At 69.1% G+C, this 16895-nt stretch carries 18 protein-coding genes and 1 tRNA gene; 10 read left to right on the top strand and 9 right to left on the bottom strand.

What is annotated here, in order from left to right:
- Genes HMH01_RS13480 through HMH01_RS13490 form a run of 3 tightly spaced genes read left to right on the top strand, consistent with a single transcriptional unit; the run spans nt 1 to nt 3881 of the window.
- Nucleotides 1-2427, top strand: a complete 2427-nt coding sequence (locus HMH01_RS13480; protein WP_171326598.1) for an FtsX-like permease family protein — start codon at nt 1-3, stop codon at nt 2425-2427.
- On the top strand, nt 2417-3484 hold the full coding sequence (locus HMH01_RS13485) for a lipocalin-like domain-containing protein (RefSeq protein ID WP_171326290.1): 1068 nt from the start codon (nt 2417-2419) through the stop codon (nt 3482-3484). Before HMH01_RS13480 ends, HMH01_RS13485 begins: the two co-directional genes overlap by 11 nt.
- Before the next feature lies 1 nt (nt 3485).
- A complete protein-coding gene (locus HMH01_RS13490) occupies nt 3486-3881 on the top strand; it encodes a DUF2237 family protein (RefSeq protein ID WP_171326291.1) in 396 nt (131 codons plus the stop codon).
- A gap of 5 nt (nt 3882-3886) precedes the next feature.
- On the opposite strand, the gene HMH01_RS13495 is transcribed toward HMH01_RS13490, so the two are convergent.
- The 7 genes from HMH01_RS13495 to HMH01_RS13525 all read right to left on the bottom strand — a co-directional run bounded on the left by HMH01_RS13495 (nt 3887) and on the right by HMH01_RS13525 (nt 11228).
- Nucleotides 3887-4669: a crotonase/enoyl-CoA hydratase family protein gene (locus HMH01_RS13495; RefSeq protein WP_171326292.1), complete on the bottom strand. Its 783-nt coding sequence runs from the start codon at nt 4667-4669 to the stop codon at nt 3887-3889.
- Nucleotides 4644-5525 (bottom strand): hydroxymethylglutaryl-CoA lyase, encoded by an 882-nt coding sequence (locus HMH01_RS13500; protein ID WP_171326293.1) that lies wholly within the window; start codon nt 5523-5525, stop codon nt 4644-4646. Before HMH01_RS13500 ends, HMH01_RS13495 begins: the two co-directional genes overlap by 26 nt.
- Nucleotides 5518-7470, bottom strand: coding sequence for an ATP-binding protein (locus tag HMH01_RS13505; protein ID WP_171326294.1), 1953 nt, complete (start codon nt 7468-7470; stop codon nt 5518-5520). The genes HMH01_RS13500 and HMH01_RS13505 overlap by 8 nt, the downstream gene beginning before the upstream one ends.
- Nucleotides 7471-7476: 6 nt before the next feature.
- On the bottom strand, nt 7477-9060 hold the full coding sequence (locus tag HMH01_RS13510) for a carboxyl transferase domain-containing protein (RefSeq protein ID WP_171326295.1): 1584 nt from the start codon (nt 9058-9060) through the stop codon (nt 7477-7479).
- On the bottom strand, nt 9057-9467 hold the full coding sequence (locus HMH01_RS13515) for a hypothetical protein (RefSeq protein ID WP_171326296.1): 411 nt from the start codon (nt 9465-9467) through the stop codon (nt 9057-9059). The genes HMH01_RS13510 and HMH01_RS13515 overlap by 4 nt, the downstream gene beginning before the upstream one ends.
- Nucleotides 9464-10627: an isovaleryl-CoA dehydrogenase gene (locus HMH01_RS13520; RefSeq protein ID WP_171326297.1), complete on the bottom strand. Its 1164-nt coding sequence runs from the start codon at nt 10625-10627 to the stop codon at nt 9464-9466. The genes HMH01_RS13515 and HMH01_RS13520 overlap by 4 nt, the downstream gene beginning before the upstream one ends.
- A gap of 64 nt (nt 10628-10691) precedes the next feature.
- The gene (locus HMH01_RS13525; protein WP_171326298.1) at nt 10692-11228 is read right to left on the bottom strand and encodes a lipocalin family protein; all 537 of its coding nucleotides are present in this window, start codon (nt 11226-11228) and stop codon (nt 10692-10694) included.
- 84 nt (nt 11229-11312) lie between these two features.
- Between HMH01_RS13525 and hisB the strand changes: the two genes are divergently transcribed.
- From hisB to HMH01_RS18020, 7 genes are all read left to right on the top strand, one after another.
- On the top strand, nt 11313-11906 hold the full coding sequence (gene hisB, locus HMH01_RS13530; RefSeq protein WP_171326299.1) for an imidazoleglycerol-phosphate dehydratase HisB: 594 nt from the start codon (nt 11313-11315) through the stop codon (nt 11904-11906).
- Entirely contained in the window at nt 11903-12541 is a 639-nt protein-coding gene (gene hisH / locus HMH01_RS13535; RefSeq protein ID WP_171326300.1) for an imidazole glycerol phosphate synthase subunit HisH, read from the top strand. Before hisB ends, hisH begins: the two co-directional genes overlap by 4 nt.
- Before the next feature lie 72 nt (nt 12542-12613).
- The gene (gene hisA / locus HMH01_RS13540; protein ID WP_171326301.1) at nt 12614-13336 is read left to right on the top strand and encodes a 1-(5-phosphoribosyl)-5-[(5-phosphoribosylamino)methylideneamino]imidazole-4-carboxamide isomerase; all 723 of its coding nucleotides are present in this window, start codon (nt 12614-12616) and stop codon (nt 13334-13336) included.
- Nucleotides 13337-13459: 123 nt separating this feature from the next.
- Nucleotides 13460-14218: an imidazole glycerol phosphate synthase subunit HisF gene (hisF, locus tag HMH01_RS13545; protein ID WP_171326302.1), complete on the top strand. Its 759-nt coding sequence runs from the start codon at nt 13460-13462 to the stop codon at nt 14216-14218.
- Entirely contained in the window at nt 14215-14538 is a 324-nt protein-coding gene (locus HMH01_RS13550) for a phosphoribosyl-ATP diphosphatase (protein ID WP_171326303.1), read from the top strand. Before hisF ends, HMH01_RS13550 begins: the two co-directional genes overlap by 4 nt.
- Nucleotides 14539-14596: 58 nt before the next feature.
- Nucleotides 14597-14673 (top strand) — tRNA-Arg (locus HMH01_RS13555).
- 61 nt (nt 14674-14734) lie between these two features.
- Nucleotides 14735-14848, top strand: a complete 114-nt coding sequence (locus HMH01_RS18020) for a DUF6538 domain-containing protein (protein ID WP_343035300.1) — start codon at nt 14735-14737, stop codon at nt 14846-14848.
- Between the two features lie 24 nt (nt 14849-14872).
- Here the strand turns inward: HMH01_RS18020 and HMH01_RS13560 are convergent, their stop codons facing one another.
- Nucleotides 14873-15502, bottom strand: coding sequence for a hypothetical protein (locus HMH01_RS13560; protein WP_171326304.1), 630 nt, complete (start codon nt 15500-15502; stop codon nt 14873-14875).
- 218 nt (nt 15503-15720) lie between these two features.
- Nucleotides 15721-16761, bottom strand: coding sequence for a LacI family DNA-binding transcriptional regulator (locus HMH01_RS13565; protein WP_216366855.1), 1041 nt, complete (start codon nt 16759-16761; stop codon nt 15721-15723).
- Nucleotides 16762-16895: the final 134 nt, after the last annotated feature.

Below are 16895 nucleotides of genomic sequence, written 5' to 3' on the forward strand. Positions count from 1 at the left end.
ATGTCGCTTGCGATCCTCGCGACGCTTGTCAGCCACTGGCGGCGGCGGCCGGGGCAGTTGCTTGCGCTGATCGCGGGGCTTGCCGTCGCGACCGCGCTCTGGTCAGGGGTGCAGGCGCTGAACGCCGAGGCGCGCGCGTCCTACGACCGGGCCGCCGCGGTGCTGGGCGGCGACCAACTCGCGGCGCTGGTCGCCGCGGACGGCGGTGGCATCGCGCCCGAGGATCATGTCGCCCTGCGCCGCGCGGGCTGGCGCGTCTCTCCCGTGATCGAGGGGGTCTGGCGCCCCGATGGCCAGCGCTTCCGCCTGCTGGGGGTCGATGCGCTGAGCCTGCCCCCCGCGGCGCTGGGTGGCGCGGGCTTCGAGACGGCGGGCGACCTGGGCGGGTTCCTGACGCCGCCCTACCGGGTCTTCGCCAGCGCCGGGACGATCGCGCGGCTTGAGGCGGTTCCGGGCGCACCCGGGGCGGTACTCGCACCCGACCTGCCGGCGGGCGTGCTGATCGCGGACATCGCGCTCGCGCAACGGCTTCTGAGCCGGGATGGCCGCCTCGACCGGCTGGTGATCGCCCCGGGCCAGAAGCCGGGCATCCCACCGATCACCGCCATCACCGGCGATCGGCTGGAAAGGGTCGCGCCACAGGAAGAGCCGGAACTTGCCCGGCTGACCGACAGCTTCCACCTGAACCTGACCGCCTTCGGGCTGCTGTCCTTCGTCGTGGGCCTCTTCATCGTCCACGCCACCATCGGGCTTGCCTTCGAGCAGCGCCGACCGATGCTGCGCACGCTCTGCGCCATCGGTGTCTCGCGGGGGCGGCTGGGTGGAATGATGCTGCTGGAACTGGGACTCCTGGCCACGATCGCCGCAGCCATCGGCATGAGCCTTGGCTACCTGATGGCGGCAAGCCTTCTGCCGGATGTCGCCGCCTCGCTGCGCGGGCTTTACGGCGCCGAGGTCGCGGGGCAGCTCAGCCTCAGGCCCGGCTGGTGGGCCGCCGGTTTCGCGATGACCCTGGCGGGAACGCTGGTCGCCTCGGCCGGGGCGTTCTGGAAGCTGCGCGCGCTGCCGGTGCTGGCAACCGCCCAGACCGAGGCATGGCATGGCGCGCAGTCCCGCACGTTGCGGCTACAGGGGATAGCGGCGGCCCTGCTGGCGCTGGCAGCGGTTGCGCTTGCGGTCGCGGGCAGCGGGCTGATCGCGGGGTTTGCCCTGATGGGCGCGGTGCTGATCGCCGCGGCGCTTGCGCTGCCGGGCGCGCTGGCGGGGGTGATCAAGCTGCTGCGCGGGCAAGTGCGCGGGCCCGTGGCAGAGTGGTTCGTCGCCGAAAGCCGCGCCCAGATCGGCGGGCTGTCGCTGGCGCTCATGGCGCTGCTGCTGGCGCTGTCGGTCAATATCGGCGTGGGCGCGATGGTCAGCAGCTTCCGCACCACCTTTCTCGGCTGGCTCGACCAGCGGCTGGCGGCAGAGCTTTACGTCCGCGGTCGCGACGGCACCGAGGCGGCAGAGATGGAGACGTTCCTCCAGGCCCGCGACGACGTGCTGGCCGTGCTGCCCGTCCAGCACACGGACATGGTGGCCGACGGCTGGCCCTATGAGCTGTTCGGCATTCGCGATGATGCGATGTATCGCGAGAACTGGCCCCTGGTCGACGCGACCCCCGACGCCTGGGACAGCGTGGCGGCAGGCGACGGCATCCTTCTGAGCGAACAGTTCGCCCGGCGGCTCGAGCTCGGTCCCGGCGACGCCTTCCAGCCGCAACCCGGATGGGAGGCGCGGGTCGTGGGGATCTACCCCGACTACGGCAACCCGCTCGGGCAGGCGATCACCTCCGAGGCGGAACTGAACACCCGCTGGCCGGACACGCCGCGGGAAAATTTCGCCGTCCGCCTGGTGCCCGGCGCCGCGCCGGGGCCGGTGCTGTCGGCACTCGAGTCCCGCTTCGCGCCGGACCCGCAACAGGCGGTGGACCAGGCGGCGCTCAAGTCCTTCAGCCGCGACATCTTCGAGCGGACCTTCGCCGTCACGCTGGCGCTGAACGTGCTGACCTTCGCCGTGGCGGGGCTGGCGCTGCTGACCAGCCTTCTGACGCTGGCCGGCATGCGGCTGCCGCAGCTTGCCCCGCTCTGGGCGATGGGGCTGACGCGGGCGCAACTGGGCCGGCTGGAACTGCTGCGGGCGCTGTTCCTGGCACTTCTGACCGCGATCCTTGCGATCCCGCTCGGCATCCTCGTCGCGTGGATCCTGCTGGCCGTGATCAACGTCGAGGCTTTCGGCTGGCGCATCCCGCTGCGGCACTATCCCGGCCAGTGGGCGGCGCTGGTGGTCCTTGCCGTTCTCAGTGCCGGCATCGCCGCGGCCCTTCCCGCCGGGCGCCTGCGCCGCACGCCGCCCGCCCTGCTGCTGAGGGTGTTTGCCGATGCACGCTAGTCTGACCGCGATCCTGATGTGGCTGCTTCTCGCGCCCGTTGCGGCGGCGCAGGGCTATGCCGGCCTCGGCAGTGCCGCCGAGGATTACGCACAGGTGACGCCCGGCCGCAGCTTCGCGTTTCCCGCCGATCACGGGCCACATCCCGACTACCGTATCGAATGGTGGTACCTGACCGCCAACCTCGAGGCCGCAGACGGCACGCCCATGGGCCTGCAATGGACGCTTTTCCGCCAGGCGATGCGTCCCGACGCCGGGTTGGGAGAGGGCTGGGCCGCGGAACAGGTCTGGATGGGCCACGCGGCCGTGACCACACCCGGGGACCACCACCTGTCAGAGATATTCGCCCGCGGCGGTATCGGACAGGCGGGCGTGACCGCCACGCCCTTCGAGGCGTGGATCGACGACTGGCGGATGCTGGGCACGGCCCCCCAGACCGCCGATCCGTTCGATGCCCTGCACCTGACCGCCCGCGGCGACGATTTTTCCTATGACCTCCGCCTCACGGCCACCGGGCCGGTGGTGCTGCAGGGCGAGCGGGGCTTTTCGGTGAAGTCGGATGCCGGGCAGGCCTCCTACTACTACAGCCAGCCCTTCTATACGGCCGAAGGCACCGTCACGCTTGACGGGCGCGAGATCGCGGTGACGGGGCGCGGCTGGCTCGACCGGGAATGGTCCTCGCAGCCGCTGACGTCAGGGCAGACCGGCTGGGACTGGTTCTCGCTGCATCTGCCCGGCGGCGATAAGCTGATGGCCTACCGCCTGCGCAACGCGGACGGCACGGCCTATGCACCCGGCACCTTCATCGCGGCCGATGGCACGCCCACGCCCCTGCCAGACGGCGCGCTGGTGATGGAACCGCTCGGCACCGAAACCGTGCTGGGGCGCGAAATCCCCGTCCGCTGGCGCGTGGCGTTGCCGTCGCGCGGCATCGACCTTGTGACCGAGCCGGTCAACGCGCAAAGCTACATGACCACGGCCTTCCCCTACTGGGAAGGGCCGATCCGCTACTCCGGCACCCATCAGGGGGTCGGCTATCTTGAAATGACGGGGTACTGACATGACACGACCGGTTCCAGGACAGATACCTTCCGTGAACGTGCTGGGCGGAGCGCTTTCGCCCTGTTCTACCGAGCCGCTGACCGGCTTCTGGCGGGATGGCTGCTGCAACACCGGCCCGATGGACCGCGGCACGCACACGGTCTGCGCGGTGATGAGCGCGGGCTTCCTCGCCTTCTCGAAGGAGCGGGGCAACGATCTGAGCACGCCGCGCCCGGAATTCGGCTTTCCGGGGCTGAAGCCCGGCGACCGCTGGTGCCTGTGCGCGGGGCGCTGGGCCGAGGCGCTGGCCGCGGGCATGGCGCCCCCCGTCGTGCTGGAGTCGACGCACCACGCGACGCTGGCCGTCGTGAGCCTCGAAGACCTCAAGGCCAACGCCATCGCCTCGCGCGCCTGAGGGCGTCAGCCCCAGCGGGGCCTGCGCTTTTCCAGAAAGGCGGCGATGCCCTCCTGCGCCTCTTCCCCTTCCCAGCAATCGGCCAGAAGGGCGACGGTTTCCTCGATCAGGGCATCGTCGATCACCGGGCCGAGGCGGCGCGCCAGCCGCTTTGCCGTGGCCACGGCCCCGGGCGCGGCGACAAGGCAGGGCGCGATCTCGGCCTCGACGGCCGCGTCCAGCGCGTCGGGTGCTACCACGCGGGCGGCCAGCCCCAGCGCAGGCAACTCCTCGGCACAGAAGACGCGCCCGCTCATGAACACCCGCCGCGCCGGCCCCTCGCCCATCCGCGCCAGCACATAAGGCGAGATGGTCGCCGGGATCAGCCCCAGCCGCACCTCGGAAAAGCCGAAGCGCGCCCCGGTCACGGCGACAGCGACATCGGCCACCGACATCAGCCCCAGCCCACCGCCCATCGCGGTGCCGTTCACCCGCGCGATCAGTGGCTTCGGCATCAGGTTCAGGTCGCGCAGCATGTGCGCGATGCGCCGCGCCTCGTGCATCCGTGTGGCGCGGTCCGCGGCAAACTGCGCGCGCATCCATTCCAGGTCGCCCCCGGCGCAGAAGGACGCGCCGGCCCCGGTCAGCACCACCGCCCGCACCGCGGGGTCCGCGCCCAGCAGCGCCGCAGCCTCGGCCAGTTCCGCCACCATGCGCGCGGACAGCGCATTGTGCCGCTCAGGCCTGTCCAGCGTCAGCGTGGCGACGCCGCGGGCATCGGTTTCAAGCCGGATCTGTTGCCAGACCATCGTGATCCTCCCTCAGGCTGCGCGCGAAATCGGCCGCCCGCTCCAGCCCCCCCTCGTCGAGGCCGGTCCCGAAGCCCCGCTGCGCGAGGAACCGCGCAACGGCCTCGGTCGCGACATTGCCGGCCGCGCCGGGTGCATAGGGACAGCCGCCCAGCCCACCGGCGGCGGCATCGAACACCCGCAACCCATGGGCCAGCGCCACGTCGATATTCTCCAGCGCTCGTCCGGCGGTGTCGTGGAAATGCCCGGCCAGCCGGTCGACAGGCACCTCGTCCAGCACCGCCGCCAGCATCGCGTCAACCTGCTCGGGCGTGGCACGGCCCAGCGTCTCGCCCAGCGACACCTCGCCCGCGCCCATCGCGATCAACCGATGCGCCACATCGGCCACCGCGGCAGGCGCGACCGCCCCCTCGTAGGGGCATTCCGTCACGCAGGAGACATAACCCCGCACCGGGATGCCGTCGGCGCGCGCCGCGTCGATCACCGGCGCAAAGCGTGCGAGGCTTTCGTCGATGCCCGCATTGATGTTGCGGCGGGAAAAGCTTTCCGAAGCGGCGGCAAAGACCGCGACGGCGTCCGCGCCCGAAGCGCGCGCGGCCTGGTACCCCCTCAGGTTGGGGGTGAGCGCCGAATAGACCACCCCCGGCCTGCGGGCGATCCCCGCCATGACCTCTGCCGCATCGGCGAGTTGCGGCACCCAGCGCGGGCTGACGAAGCTTGTCACCTCGATCCGGGTCAGGCCGGTGGCAGACAGCAGGTCCACCAGCGCGATCTTGTCGCTGGCCGGGATCTGCCGCGCCTCGTTCTGCAGGCCGTCGCGCGGCCCGACCTCGACCAGCGTGACCCGCTCAGTCATCGGCCACTTCCAGCCGCAGCAGCACGGCATCCTGCGCAACCTGCGCGCCCTCGGTCACGGTCACATCCGCGATCACCCCGTCACGGGGCGCGCGCAGCACATGCTCCATCTTCATCGCCTCCAGCACGACCAGCAGATCCCCCTGCGCAACCCGCGCCCCGGGGCTGGCACGCATCTGCGTTACCAGCCCCGGCATCGGGGCGCGCAGCACATCGGCGCCGCGTTCTTCCAAGCCAGCCGCCAGCGGATCGGGCCGCCCGAAGATCAGCGCCTCGCCGTCCTGCGCAAGGGTCACGCGGTCCGGCCCCGGCGCGACCCAGGTCCGCCGGCGATGCCCGTCGCGACCATGGTGCCACACCTCGCCGTCGCGCCGGACATCGCTCAGGCGCACCCGGCCCTCGGGCGTGTCCACCTCGAAGGCGTCCGGCGCGGGCTGCCGAAGCGTCAGGTCGACCCGCTTTCCCTGCCACTCCAGTGTGACCGGCAACGGCAACGGCACCCACAGGTGAAAGCCCGTGGCCCCCGCCCGGGGCAGGTCGCAGGCGGCCAGCGCGGCCAGGGCCCAGCTATCCCCAAGGGGCACGGGCGGCGCGGTCAGTGCCACGGCGTCGCGCTCGATCAGGCCGGTGTCGATCCGGCCCGCAGCGAAGTCGGGATGCGCCAGCAGGCGCCCCAGGAAGCCCATGTTGGTCACCGATCCGGCGACCACCGACCGCGCAAGCCCCCGCCTCAGCGCGGCCATGGCCGCCGCCCGGTCCGGTCCGGTCGCGATCAGCTTCGCGATCATCGGGTCGTAATGCGGCGTGATCGCGTCACCCGCGCGCACGCCGGCCTCGACACGCAGGCCGCCGTCGAAATCGACATGGCTCAGGTGCCCGGTGGCGGGCAGGAAGCCGTTCGCCGGATCCTCGGCATAGACCCGCGCCTCGATCGCGTGGCCGCTCAGGCGCAGATCCTCCTGCGCCAGCGGCAAAGGCTCTCCGAAGGCGACGCGCAGCTGCCATTCCACCAGGTCGATGCCCGTCACCGCCTCGGTCACCGGATGCTCGACCTGCAGGCGGGTGTTCATCTCCATGAACCAGAACCCGTCGGCGCGCAGCGGTCCGGCACCGTCGGCGATGAACTCGACCGTGCCCGCACCGGCATAGCCGATCGCCCGGGCCGCACGCACCGCCGCGGCGCCCATGGCGGCGCGCAATTCGGCGGTCATGCCGGGCGCCGGGGCCTCCTCGATCACCTTCTGGTGCCGGCGCTGAAGCGAGCAGTCGCGCTCGAACAGGTGGATGGCCGCGCGCCCGTCGCCGAAGACCTGCACCTCGATGTGACGGGGCGTGTCGATCCATTTCTCGATCAGAACGTCGCCATTGCCGAAGGCGGCCAGCGCCTCGCGTCGGGCGCCTTCCAGCGCCTCGGCGAAATCCTGCGGCACGGCCACCCGCCGCATTCCCTTGCCGCCGCCGCCCGCGACGGCCTTGATCAGCACCGGGTAGCCGATCTCCTCGGCGCAACCGGCCAGGAAATCCGGCTCCTGCCGCGCCCCGTGATAGCCGGGCACGACCGGAACGCCCGCCTCGGCCATCAGCGCCTTGGCCCGGTCCTTCAGCCCCATCGCCCGGATCGCCGCGGCCGAGGGGCCCACGAAGACCAGCCCCGCCGCCTCCACCGCATCGACGAAATCGGGGTTCTCGGACAGGAAGCCATAGCCGGGATGGATCGCCTCGGCGCCGCTCGCGCGGGCGGCACGCAGGATCGCCTCGCCGTCGAGATAGCTCTGCCGGACCGGCGCAGGGCCGATCCGCACCGCCTCGTCCGCCATGGCGACATGCAGCGCGCCCGCATCGGCGTCGGAATGAACGGCGACCGTCGCGATGCCCATGCGCCGCGCGGTGCGGATGATCCGGCAGGCGATCTCTCCACGGTTGGCGATCAGAAGCTTGCGGAACATCGCGCCTCACATCCTGAACAGGCCGAAGCGCGTCTCCGGGATCTCGGCCCCGGCGCAGGCCTGAAGCGACAGCGACAGCACCTGCCGCGTGTGGCGCGGGTCGATCACGCCGTCATCCCAAAGCCGCGCCGAGGCATGAAGCGGGTGCGACTGTTCCTCGAACTGCCCGAGGATCGGCGCGCGGAACGCGGCCTCATCCTCCGCCGACCAGGTGCCGCCGCGCCGCTCGATCCCCTCGCGGCGCACGGTGGCCAGCACGCCGGCCGCCTGCGCGCCGCCCATCACGGCGATGCGGGCGATGGGCCAACTCCACAGGAAGCGCGGGGAATAGGCGCGCCCCGCCATGCCGTAATTGCCCGCCCCGTACGAGGCGCCGATCAGCACGGTGATCTTCGGAACCGCAACCGTCGCCACGGCGGTGACCAGCTTCGCACCGGCCCGCGCGATCCCGCCCGCCTCTGCCGCGCGGCCGACCATGAAGCCGGTGATGTTCTGAAGAAAGATCAGCGGCGCCCTCCGCTGCGCGCAGAGCTGGACGAAATGCGCGCCCTTCTCGGCCGCCTCCGAGAACAGGACGCCGTTGTTGGCCAGGATCCCCACCGGCCAGCCGTCCAGGTCGGCAAAGCCGCAGACGAGCGTGGTGCCGTAGCGGGCCTTGAACTCGTCGAAGCGCCCGCCATCCACCAGCAGCCGGATCACGCCGCGCACGTCATAGGCCTTGCGCAGATCGGCCGGCACCAGCGAGAGCAGCGCCTCGGGGTCGCCGTCCGGCGGCGCCGGACATCGCCGGGCGAGCGCCCCCGCCTGCGGGGGCCCGAGCGCGGCGATCGCCTGGCGGGCCAGCACCAGCGCGTGGGCGTCGTTCTCGGCCAGGTAATCCGCGACGCCCGAAAGCCGCGTATGCACGTCGCCGCCGCCCAGTTCCTCGGCGCTGACCTCCTCGCCGGTGGCGGCCTTCACCAGCGGCGGGCCGGCCAGAAAGATCGTGCCCTGCTCCTTCACGATGATGGACACGTCCGACATCGCCGGGACATAGGCCCCCCCGGCGGTGCAGGAGCCCATGACCACCGCGATCTGGGCGATGCCGCGCGCGCTCATGTTGGCCTGGTTGTAGAAGATGCGCCCGAAATGGTCGCGGTCGGGGAACACCTCGTCCTGGTTGGGCAGGTTGGCACCGCCGCTGTCCACCAGATAGACGCAAGGAAGGCGGTTCTCGGCGGCGATCTCCTGCGCGCGGAGATGCTTCTTCACCGTCATCGGGTAATAGGTGCCACCCTTCACGGTGGCATCGTTGCAGACGACCATGACCGGGCGCCCGTGCACCTGGCCGATGCCCGCGACCAGCCCCGCGCCGGGTGCTACGCCGTCATACATGCCATGGGCCGCCAGCGCGCCGATTTCCAGGAACGGGCTGCCCGGATCCAGCAACGCCGCCACCCGCGCCCGTGGCGCCATCTTGCCGCGCGCCGCATGGCGCGCCTGCGCCTCGGCCCCGCCGCCTGCCGCCGCAGCAAGGGCCGCCGCGCGGATCGTGGCGATCGCCTCCAGATGCGCCGCGCGGTTCGCCTGGGTATCCTCGACCCCGCTCATGGCTGCGCCGCCGCCTCGGCAAGCCTGCGATAGCGCACATCCGCCGCCGAAAGCGCGCAGCGTGCGGCCCGGTCCAGCTGCATATCCGCCTCGGTGCGCGCCACCGCCCGTGCACAGGACCGGGCAAAGGCCGCGCCAATCCCGCGCTGGATGCGTGCCGCATCGGCCCAAAGCGCGGGATCGGTCTGCGCAAGCGCCTCCAGTTCCAGCGCTATCCGGTGCTCGATTTCCTCGGCCAGCCCGGCACGACAGGACGGCCCCTCGCTGTCACAGGCCGCCCGCAGCAGCGCAAGACAGTCGCCACCCCCTGACTGGCAGGCGGCATAGCGGTCGATCACCTCTGCCGCATCCGCCGCACCCGTGCCCGGCAACCCAAGCATGGTCACCAACGCCAGGACCACCCTCATGCCGTGACCCGCATCAGCTCGCGCCCGATCAGCATGCGCCGGATTTCCGAGGTGCCGGCGCCGATCTCCATCAGTTTCGCATCCCGCAGGATGCGGGCCAGCGGGCTGTCGTTCAGATAGCCCGCCCCGCCCATGGCCTGCACCCCCTGCACCGCCATCTCCATCGCCTTCTCGCTGGCGTACAGCACGCAGGCCGCCGCGTCCTGGCGCGTGACCTCGCCCCGGTCGCAGGCGCGGGCCACCTCGTAGACATAGGCCCGGGCGGAATTCATCGTGGTATAGATGTCGGCGATCTTGCCCTGCATCAGCTGGAAGTTCCCGATCTTCTCGCCGAACTGCCGCCGCTCGTGCATGTAGGGCATGATATGGTCGAGGATGCTGTGCATGATGCCCACGCCGATGCCCGACAGCACCACGCGCTCGTAATCGAGCCCCGACATCAGCACCCGCACCCCCTCTCCCTCGCGCCCAAGCACGTTTTCGAAGGGAACCTCCACATCCTCGAACACGATCTCGGCGGTGTTCGAGCCGCGCATGCCCAGCTTGTCGAAATGCGGCCCGACGGAAAAGCCCTTCATCTCCCGCTCGATCAGGAAGGCGGTGATGCCCTTCGCGCCCGCCTCCGGGTCGGTCTTGGCATAGACGATCAGCACGCTCGCATCGGGGCTGTTGGTGATCCAGTATTTCGCCCCGTTCAGCACGAAGCGGTCGTTGCGCTTCTCGGCGCGCAGCTTCATCGACACCACGTCCGACCCGGCCCCCGCCTCGGACATGGCAAGACTTCCGACATGCTCGCCCGATATCAGCTTCGGCAGGTATCGCGCCTTCTGCGCCGCGTTTCCGTTCAACGCGATCTGGTTCACGCACAGGTTCGAATGCGCCCCGTAGGACAGGCTCACGCTTGCGCTGGCGCGGGCGATCTCTTCGACGGCAACCACATGCGCAAGATAGCCCATGCCCGCGCCGCCGAACGCCTCGGGCACGGTGATGCCCAGCAGGCCCAGATCCCCCATCTCGCGCCACAGCGCGTCGGGAAAGCGGTTCTCGCGGTCGATGTCGGCCGCGATCGGGGCCACGCGCTTCTGCGCCCAGCCATGCACCATCTCGCGCAGCGCCTCGACATCCTCGCCACAGTCGAATCGCATGGATGCGCTGAACATCGTCCATCCTCCCGTTTTCGGGAAAAATGAACACATGTTCAGTTCAAAATCAACCGCGCCGGCGTCAGCCTTCCTGAAGCGTATAGGACAGGCGGCTGGTGTCGTAGCCGAAGCGTTCCAGCACGGCGCGCGCCTCCGCCAGCGCCTCGTCCGAAATCTGCGGCTCGCGCGCCAGGATCCAGCCGAAATCCCCCGAGGGCACGCCCACCACGCTGACCGAATAATCCTCCGACAGCCCGATCACCCAGTAATCCCCCTCGAAGGGCAGCCACTCGACGAACTTCACCTTCAACTGCCCCGGCGCCGCGATCCTTGCGCTTCCCTCGGCCACCTCCAGCTCGCCGTCGAGCGTCCCCTGCCGGCAGGAATTGGTGACGCTGATGCGCCCGTTTTCGAGCAGCCCGTACTCCGCCGTCACCCCGACGCAGCCTTCCTCGAACCGGTTGGGAAAGCGCGCGATCTCGTACCACAGCCCGAGATACCGCTCGGTGTCGAGCTGCGCGACACTCTCCATCGGGATCGACGTGTCGCGGTAATTCCCGTTCAGGCCGCAGGCGGCAAGCGTCAGGACAAGGCAGGGCAGCAGGTAACGGCGCAACATCCGATGTCTCCTTCTCGGGCGGGGCTTTTCTCGGCTCGGGCCTGCCCCTATAAGCGCAGCGGACCAGAACGGGGGCCCAGGGCAATGCGCAAGGCGACCATAGAGCGGAACACCGCCGAGACAAAGATCCGGGTCGAGATCGATCTCGACGGCACCGGGCGCTACGACAACGCGACCGGCGTGGGCTTCTTCGACCACATGCTCGACCAGCTTGCGCGCCACGCGCTGATCGACATGACCGTCCGGGCCGAGGGCGATCTGCACATCGACGACCACCACACGGTCGAGGATGTGGGCATCGCCCTCGGAAAGGCACTGACCCGGGCCATGGGCGACAAGCGCGGCATCCGCCGCTACGGATCGTGCCTTCTGCCGATGGACGACACGCTGGTGCGCGCCGCCCTCGATCTTTCCGGGCGGCCCTATCTCGTGTGGAAGGTGGACTTCACCGCCGCAAGGATCGGCAGCTTCGACACCGAGCTGGTGCGCGAATTCTTCACCGCCTTCGCGATGAACGGCGGCATCACGCTGCATGTCGAGAAGCTCGACGGCCTGAACAGCCACCACATCGCGGAAGCCGCCTTCAAGGCGGTCGCCCGCGCGCTGCGCGACGCACTTGAGACAGACCCGCGCAAGGCCGATGCCGTGCCTTCCACCAAGGGGACGCTGACGGAATGACCACGGTCATCATCGATTACGAAAGCGGCAACCTGCACTCTGCCGAGAAAAGCTTCCAGCGCATGGCGGCCGAGACAGGCAGCGCCCCGGTCCGGGTCAGCAAGGATCCCGACGCGGTGCGCCGCGCGGACCGGATCGTGCTGCCCGGCGTCGGCGCCTTCGCCGATTGCCGCGCCGGGCTCGACGCGGTGCCCGGCATGGTCGAGGCGCTGGTCGAAAAGGTGACTGCCGGCACCCCCTTCCTGGGCATCTGCGTCGGCCAGCAGCTGATGGCGACCCTGGGCCGCGAGCATGGCCACGACGCGCCCGGCTTCGGCTGGATTCCCGGCGAATGCGTGATGATCGCGCCGTCCGACCCTGCGCTCAAGATCCCGCACATGGGCTGGAACGCGCTCGAGAACATCGCCCCGCACCCGGTCTTCGCCGGCATCGGCGAAGGCGATCACGCCTATTTCGTCCACTCCTACCACGTCCTGCCCGAGAACCCGGCGCACCGCCTCGCCACCGCCGACCATGGCGGGCCGATCACCGCGGCGATCGGGCGCGACACCATGATCGGCACGCAGTTCCACCCCGAAAAGAGCCAGAAGACCGGGCTCAGGCTGATCGCGAACTTCCTGACCTGGCGCCCCTGAGGACTGCCCTTTGCTTTTGCATCTCCCGCCGTGCTCCCCTATCAGGGCGCCAGTCAAAGCGGAGCTGACCCGATGATCCTCTATCCCGCCATCGACCTTAAGGACGGCAAATGCGTGCGCCTCTACAAGGGCGACATGGCGCAGGCGACCGTGTTCGGCGACGACCCCGCGGCGCAGGCCGCGAAATTCGCGGCCGCGGGCTGCCGGTGGCTGCATCTCGTCGATCTCGACGGGGCCTTCGCCGGCAAGCCGCAGAACGCGGCAGCGGTCGAGTCGATCCTCGCGCGCGTCTCGATCCCCGCGCAGCTCGGCGGCGGCATCCGCGACATGGCCACGATCGAGGGCTGGCTCGCAAAGGGCCTGGCCCGGGTGATCCTCGGCACGGTCGCCGTGCGCGATCCGGACCTCGTGAAACAGGCCGCGCGGACCTTCCCGGGCAAGGTCGCCGTCGGCATCGACGCCCGCGACGGCATGGTCGCCGTCGAAGGCTGGGCCGAGACCACCGACATCTCGGCCCTCGATCTCGCCCGCCGGTTCGAGGATGCGGGCGTCGCCGCCATCATCTACACCGACATCGACCGCGACGGCGCGATGCAGGGCCCGAACGTGGCCGCCACCGCCGCCCTTGCGAACGCCGTCTCGATCCCGGTGATCGCCTCGGGCGGCGTCTCGTCCCTCGACGACCTGCGCGCGCTCAAGGACAGCGGCGCGCCGCTCGACGGGGCGATCTCGGGCCGCGCCATCTACGAGGGCGCCCTCGACCTTGGCCAGGCGCTGGCCCTTCTCGCGGCCTGAGCCTTCCACTTTCCTCAAATATCCCCGCCGGAGGCATCCGGCGCCGCGGCACGCGTGCCGCGCTGGACAAGCGGGCGGGAAACTGGCATCCCGCCCTTGGCCCGCCAAAGGAACCGCCCGCCCATGCTGAAGATCCGCGTGATCCCCTGTCTCGACGTCAAGGATGGCCGCGTCGTCAAGGGCGTGAACTTCGTCGATCTGGTCGATGCCGGAGACCCGGTCGAGGCCGCCCGGGCCTATGACGCCGCCGGCGCGGACGAGCTGTGCTTTCTCGACATCGCCGCCACCCAGGAAAACCGCGGCACGATGTACGACCTCGTCAGCCGCACCGCCGAGCAGTGCTTCATGCCGCTCACCATCGGCGGCGGCGTGCGCACACCGGCGGATGTCCGCGCGCTGCTTCTCGCCGGCGCCGACAAGGTCAGCTTCAATTCGGCCGCCGTGGCCAACCCGGATGTCGTGGCCCAGGCCGCCAACAAGTTCGGCAACCAGTGCATCGTGGTCGCGATCGACGCCAAGACCGTGGCCCCGGGCCGCTGGGAGATATTCACCCATGGCGGCACCCGCGCGACCGGCATCGACGCCGTGGCCTTCGCCCGCGAGGTCGAGAGGAAGGGGGCCGGAGAGATCCTGCTCACCTCGATGGACCGGGACGGCACCAGGGCCGGCTACAACCTCGAACTCACCCGCAGCATTGCCGACGCGGTGCGCATCCCGGTGATCGCCTCGGGCGGGGTGGGCACGCTCGACCACCTGGTCGAGGGCGTGCTCGAGGGGCACGCCAGCGCCGTGCTGGCCGCCTCGATCTTCCATTTCGGCACCTACACCATCGCCGAGGCCAAGGCCCACATGGCCAAGGCCGGCATCCCGGTGCGGCCATGAGCGACATCCTCGCCACCCTCGCCGCCACCATCGATGCGCGGCGCACGGCCGAACCCGGCTCGTCCTACACCGCCTCTCTGCTGGCAAAAGGCCCCGCCAGATGCGCCGAGAAATTCGGCGAAGAGGCGGTCGAGGCCATCATCGCCGCAGCAAGAGGCGACCGCGAAAACCTGACGGCCGAGGCCGCCGACGTACTCTACCACCTTCTGGTCATGCTGACCGCCTCCGGCGTTACCCTCGAAGACGTCCTCGCCGAACTGCGCCGCCGCGAGGGCGTCTCCGGCCACGCCGAAAAGGCCGCGCGGTCGACGAAGTCCTAGCACCGCCGGCCGTTTGCCGATTGCCACCGGCGAACACCTCGGCTATACGCCCGCTCAGGCACCCGTAGCTCAGCTGGATAGAGCGCTGCCCTCCGAAGGCAGAGGTCACAGGTTCGAATCCTGTCGGGTGCGCCAAGCCTCAGTTCAAGCAGTTGTCTTGCCTCAGCTTTCTCGATGGAGAGGGCGGGCGTAGCACATGCTGGAGCACAAAACACCGAACCACAGCTTCTGGAAGAACGGCATCTTCTACTTCCGTAGACGCGTCCCTTCCGATCTGTCCCATCACTACAGGACGCCCCAGATCGCGTAGAGCAGACCGCGTGAGAGCGGCACACTACCGGATAGCGGGACTGCAAAGCTCCTCGACCTTCTGCACCGCCTGATCAAGTTCGGACTTTATCGCATCGTCATTCTCCCCGGCGTAGAACAGCCTTTCTTCGTATTCCCGAAACCTTTCGTTCTTCAGCGGGTCTTGGCCAGACTGGGTTGCGGCGAGAACTAGGCGTCGCAGCAAATTGGAGGAGCTGATGATACCTGCTTCGACCGACCTGAGAATAGCGAACGCTTCATCAATATCGCTGCCGAACAGTACTCTTGCCCGGTAGCGCCGCGCATGCAGGGAGGCCAGAGTCTCTCGACTATGGTTGATCCGAGATACAGGCAGATAGAAGGTCTTGAGGATCTCTTCGTAGTCGTGGCCCTCGACTGCACCAAGATCAATTTCGTCGTATTCGCTACCAAGCGCACCTGGGCTTCGCGCGCTCATAAAGATGTCTCTCGCCTCATAGAAACCTGCGATTAGGTCTTCAGCCAGTTCGGCCTTGCGACGGCCAATCATCTCCTGCCGCCAAGTCTTGAGGCCGACATAGGCAAACCCGGCAGCTCCTGCAGCAGCTACGGCTGTGACTACGCCCGTGAGTGCGTTGATGACGTCAATCGGGATCCCAAGAAAAGTAGAAGCCATGCCTCAGAATTTCTCCTCCATGCCCTACGTCCGCGCGGTTGATTGAAGAAGCCTAGGCGCCCATCTGGGTTCGCGGGGGGGCTTGGCGCACCCGACAACGGTTGCGCTTCCGTGAAAGGCACTTATCACCGTTGATAGCCTGAGCAAAACAAGGCGTACCAGCAGCGCTGATTCAGCGTCAACGGCCGCGTTCTGTACTACTGTTTGTCATACGCTCGCTAGGCACCTGGGCACGCACGCCGCATATGCGACTGCCGTGCGACCAGCGGGCATTCGAGCCTGATCTCCTCCATTTCGATCTCGCCTGGCGCCAGCAGGCGCTGGACGCAGAGCTGGCCCATCTCGCGGTGCGGCAGCAGCACCGTGGAGAGCTGCGGCGAGAGGTGCTGGGCGATCTCCTGGTCGTCATAGCCCATCACGGCGATGGTCTCGCCGATGCGCTCTCCAAGTTCCTTGAGCGCCTCGTAGGCGCCCACCGCCATCAGATCGTTGGCGCAGAAGATCGCGTCGGGGCGGGGGCTGCGGGCCATCAGTTCCAGCGTCGCGTCGCGGCCACCGCTGGGCAGGAAGTTGCCCTCGACGACCAGCGCCGGATCGAAGGCGATGCCGGCCGCGTCCAGCGCGCGGCGATAGCCCTCCATGCGCTGCTCGGACGCCTCCATCCACGGCTCGCCCGAGATGAAGGCGATGCGACGGTGCCCGGCGGCGATCAGCGCGCGGGTGGCGGCCTCGCCACCGCGCCTCTCGGCGGGGACCACGGCCGGAAACGCGCCGTCGGGGTCGTGGCAGTTCAGCAGGATCGCCCTCAGCCGCGCCAGCAGCGGGGGCGGCACGCGCTCGCGCGTCAGGATCGAGCCGTAGACCACGCCGTGCACGCCGTCCTGCATCCATTTCTTCAGGACCGCCTCCTCGTAGGCGGCATCGCCGCCGGTCATCACCACCTCGACCAGGATGTCCTGTTTCCACGCCTCTTCCTGGATCCCATCGATCGAGATGGCGGCGAAGGGACTGGTGGCGATCTCGTCGAACATGACCCCGATCACCTGAAGCCCGCCCTGCTTGGGCGGGCGCCCCGCGCCCTTGGGGCGGTAGCCCAACTCTGCCACGGCGGCCAGGACGCGGGCCCGGGTCTCGCGCCCGATGCGCATTTCCTCGGCCCCGCTGAGAACGAAGGACACCGTGCTCTGCGACACGCCCGCATGGCGCGCAACATCCTTCATGGTCACTTTCTGGGGCGGTGAATTGGGATCGTCAGACATCGGCATCCATGTTTCCTGCATGCTTTCCGCATGCTTCTTGCTAATGCTAATAAATATTGCTAATAATTTTAGCGCAAGAAGATTCGCAGAAGATCCTTGCAGGGGAGGAACCGCCGAATGCCAAGGTCGCCACA

Source organism: Halovulum dunhuangense (assembly GCF_013093415.1).
In the GTDB taxonomy this organism is placed as follows: Bacteria; Pseudomonadota; Alphaproteobacteria; order Rhodobacterales; family Rhodobacteraceae; genus Halovulum; species Halovulum dunhuangense.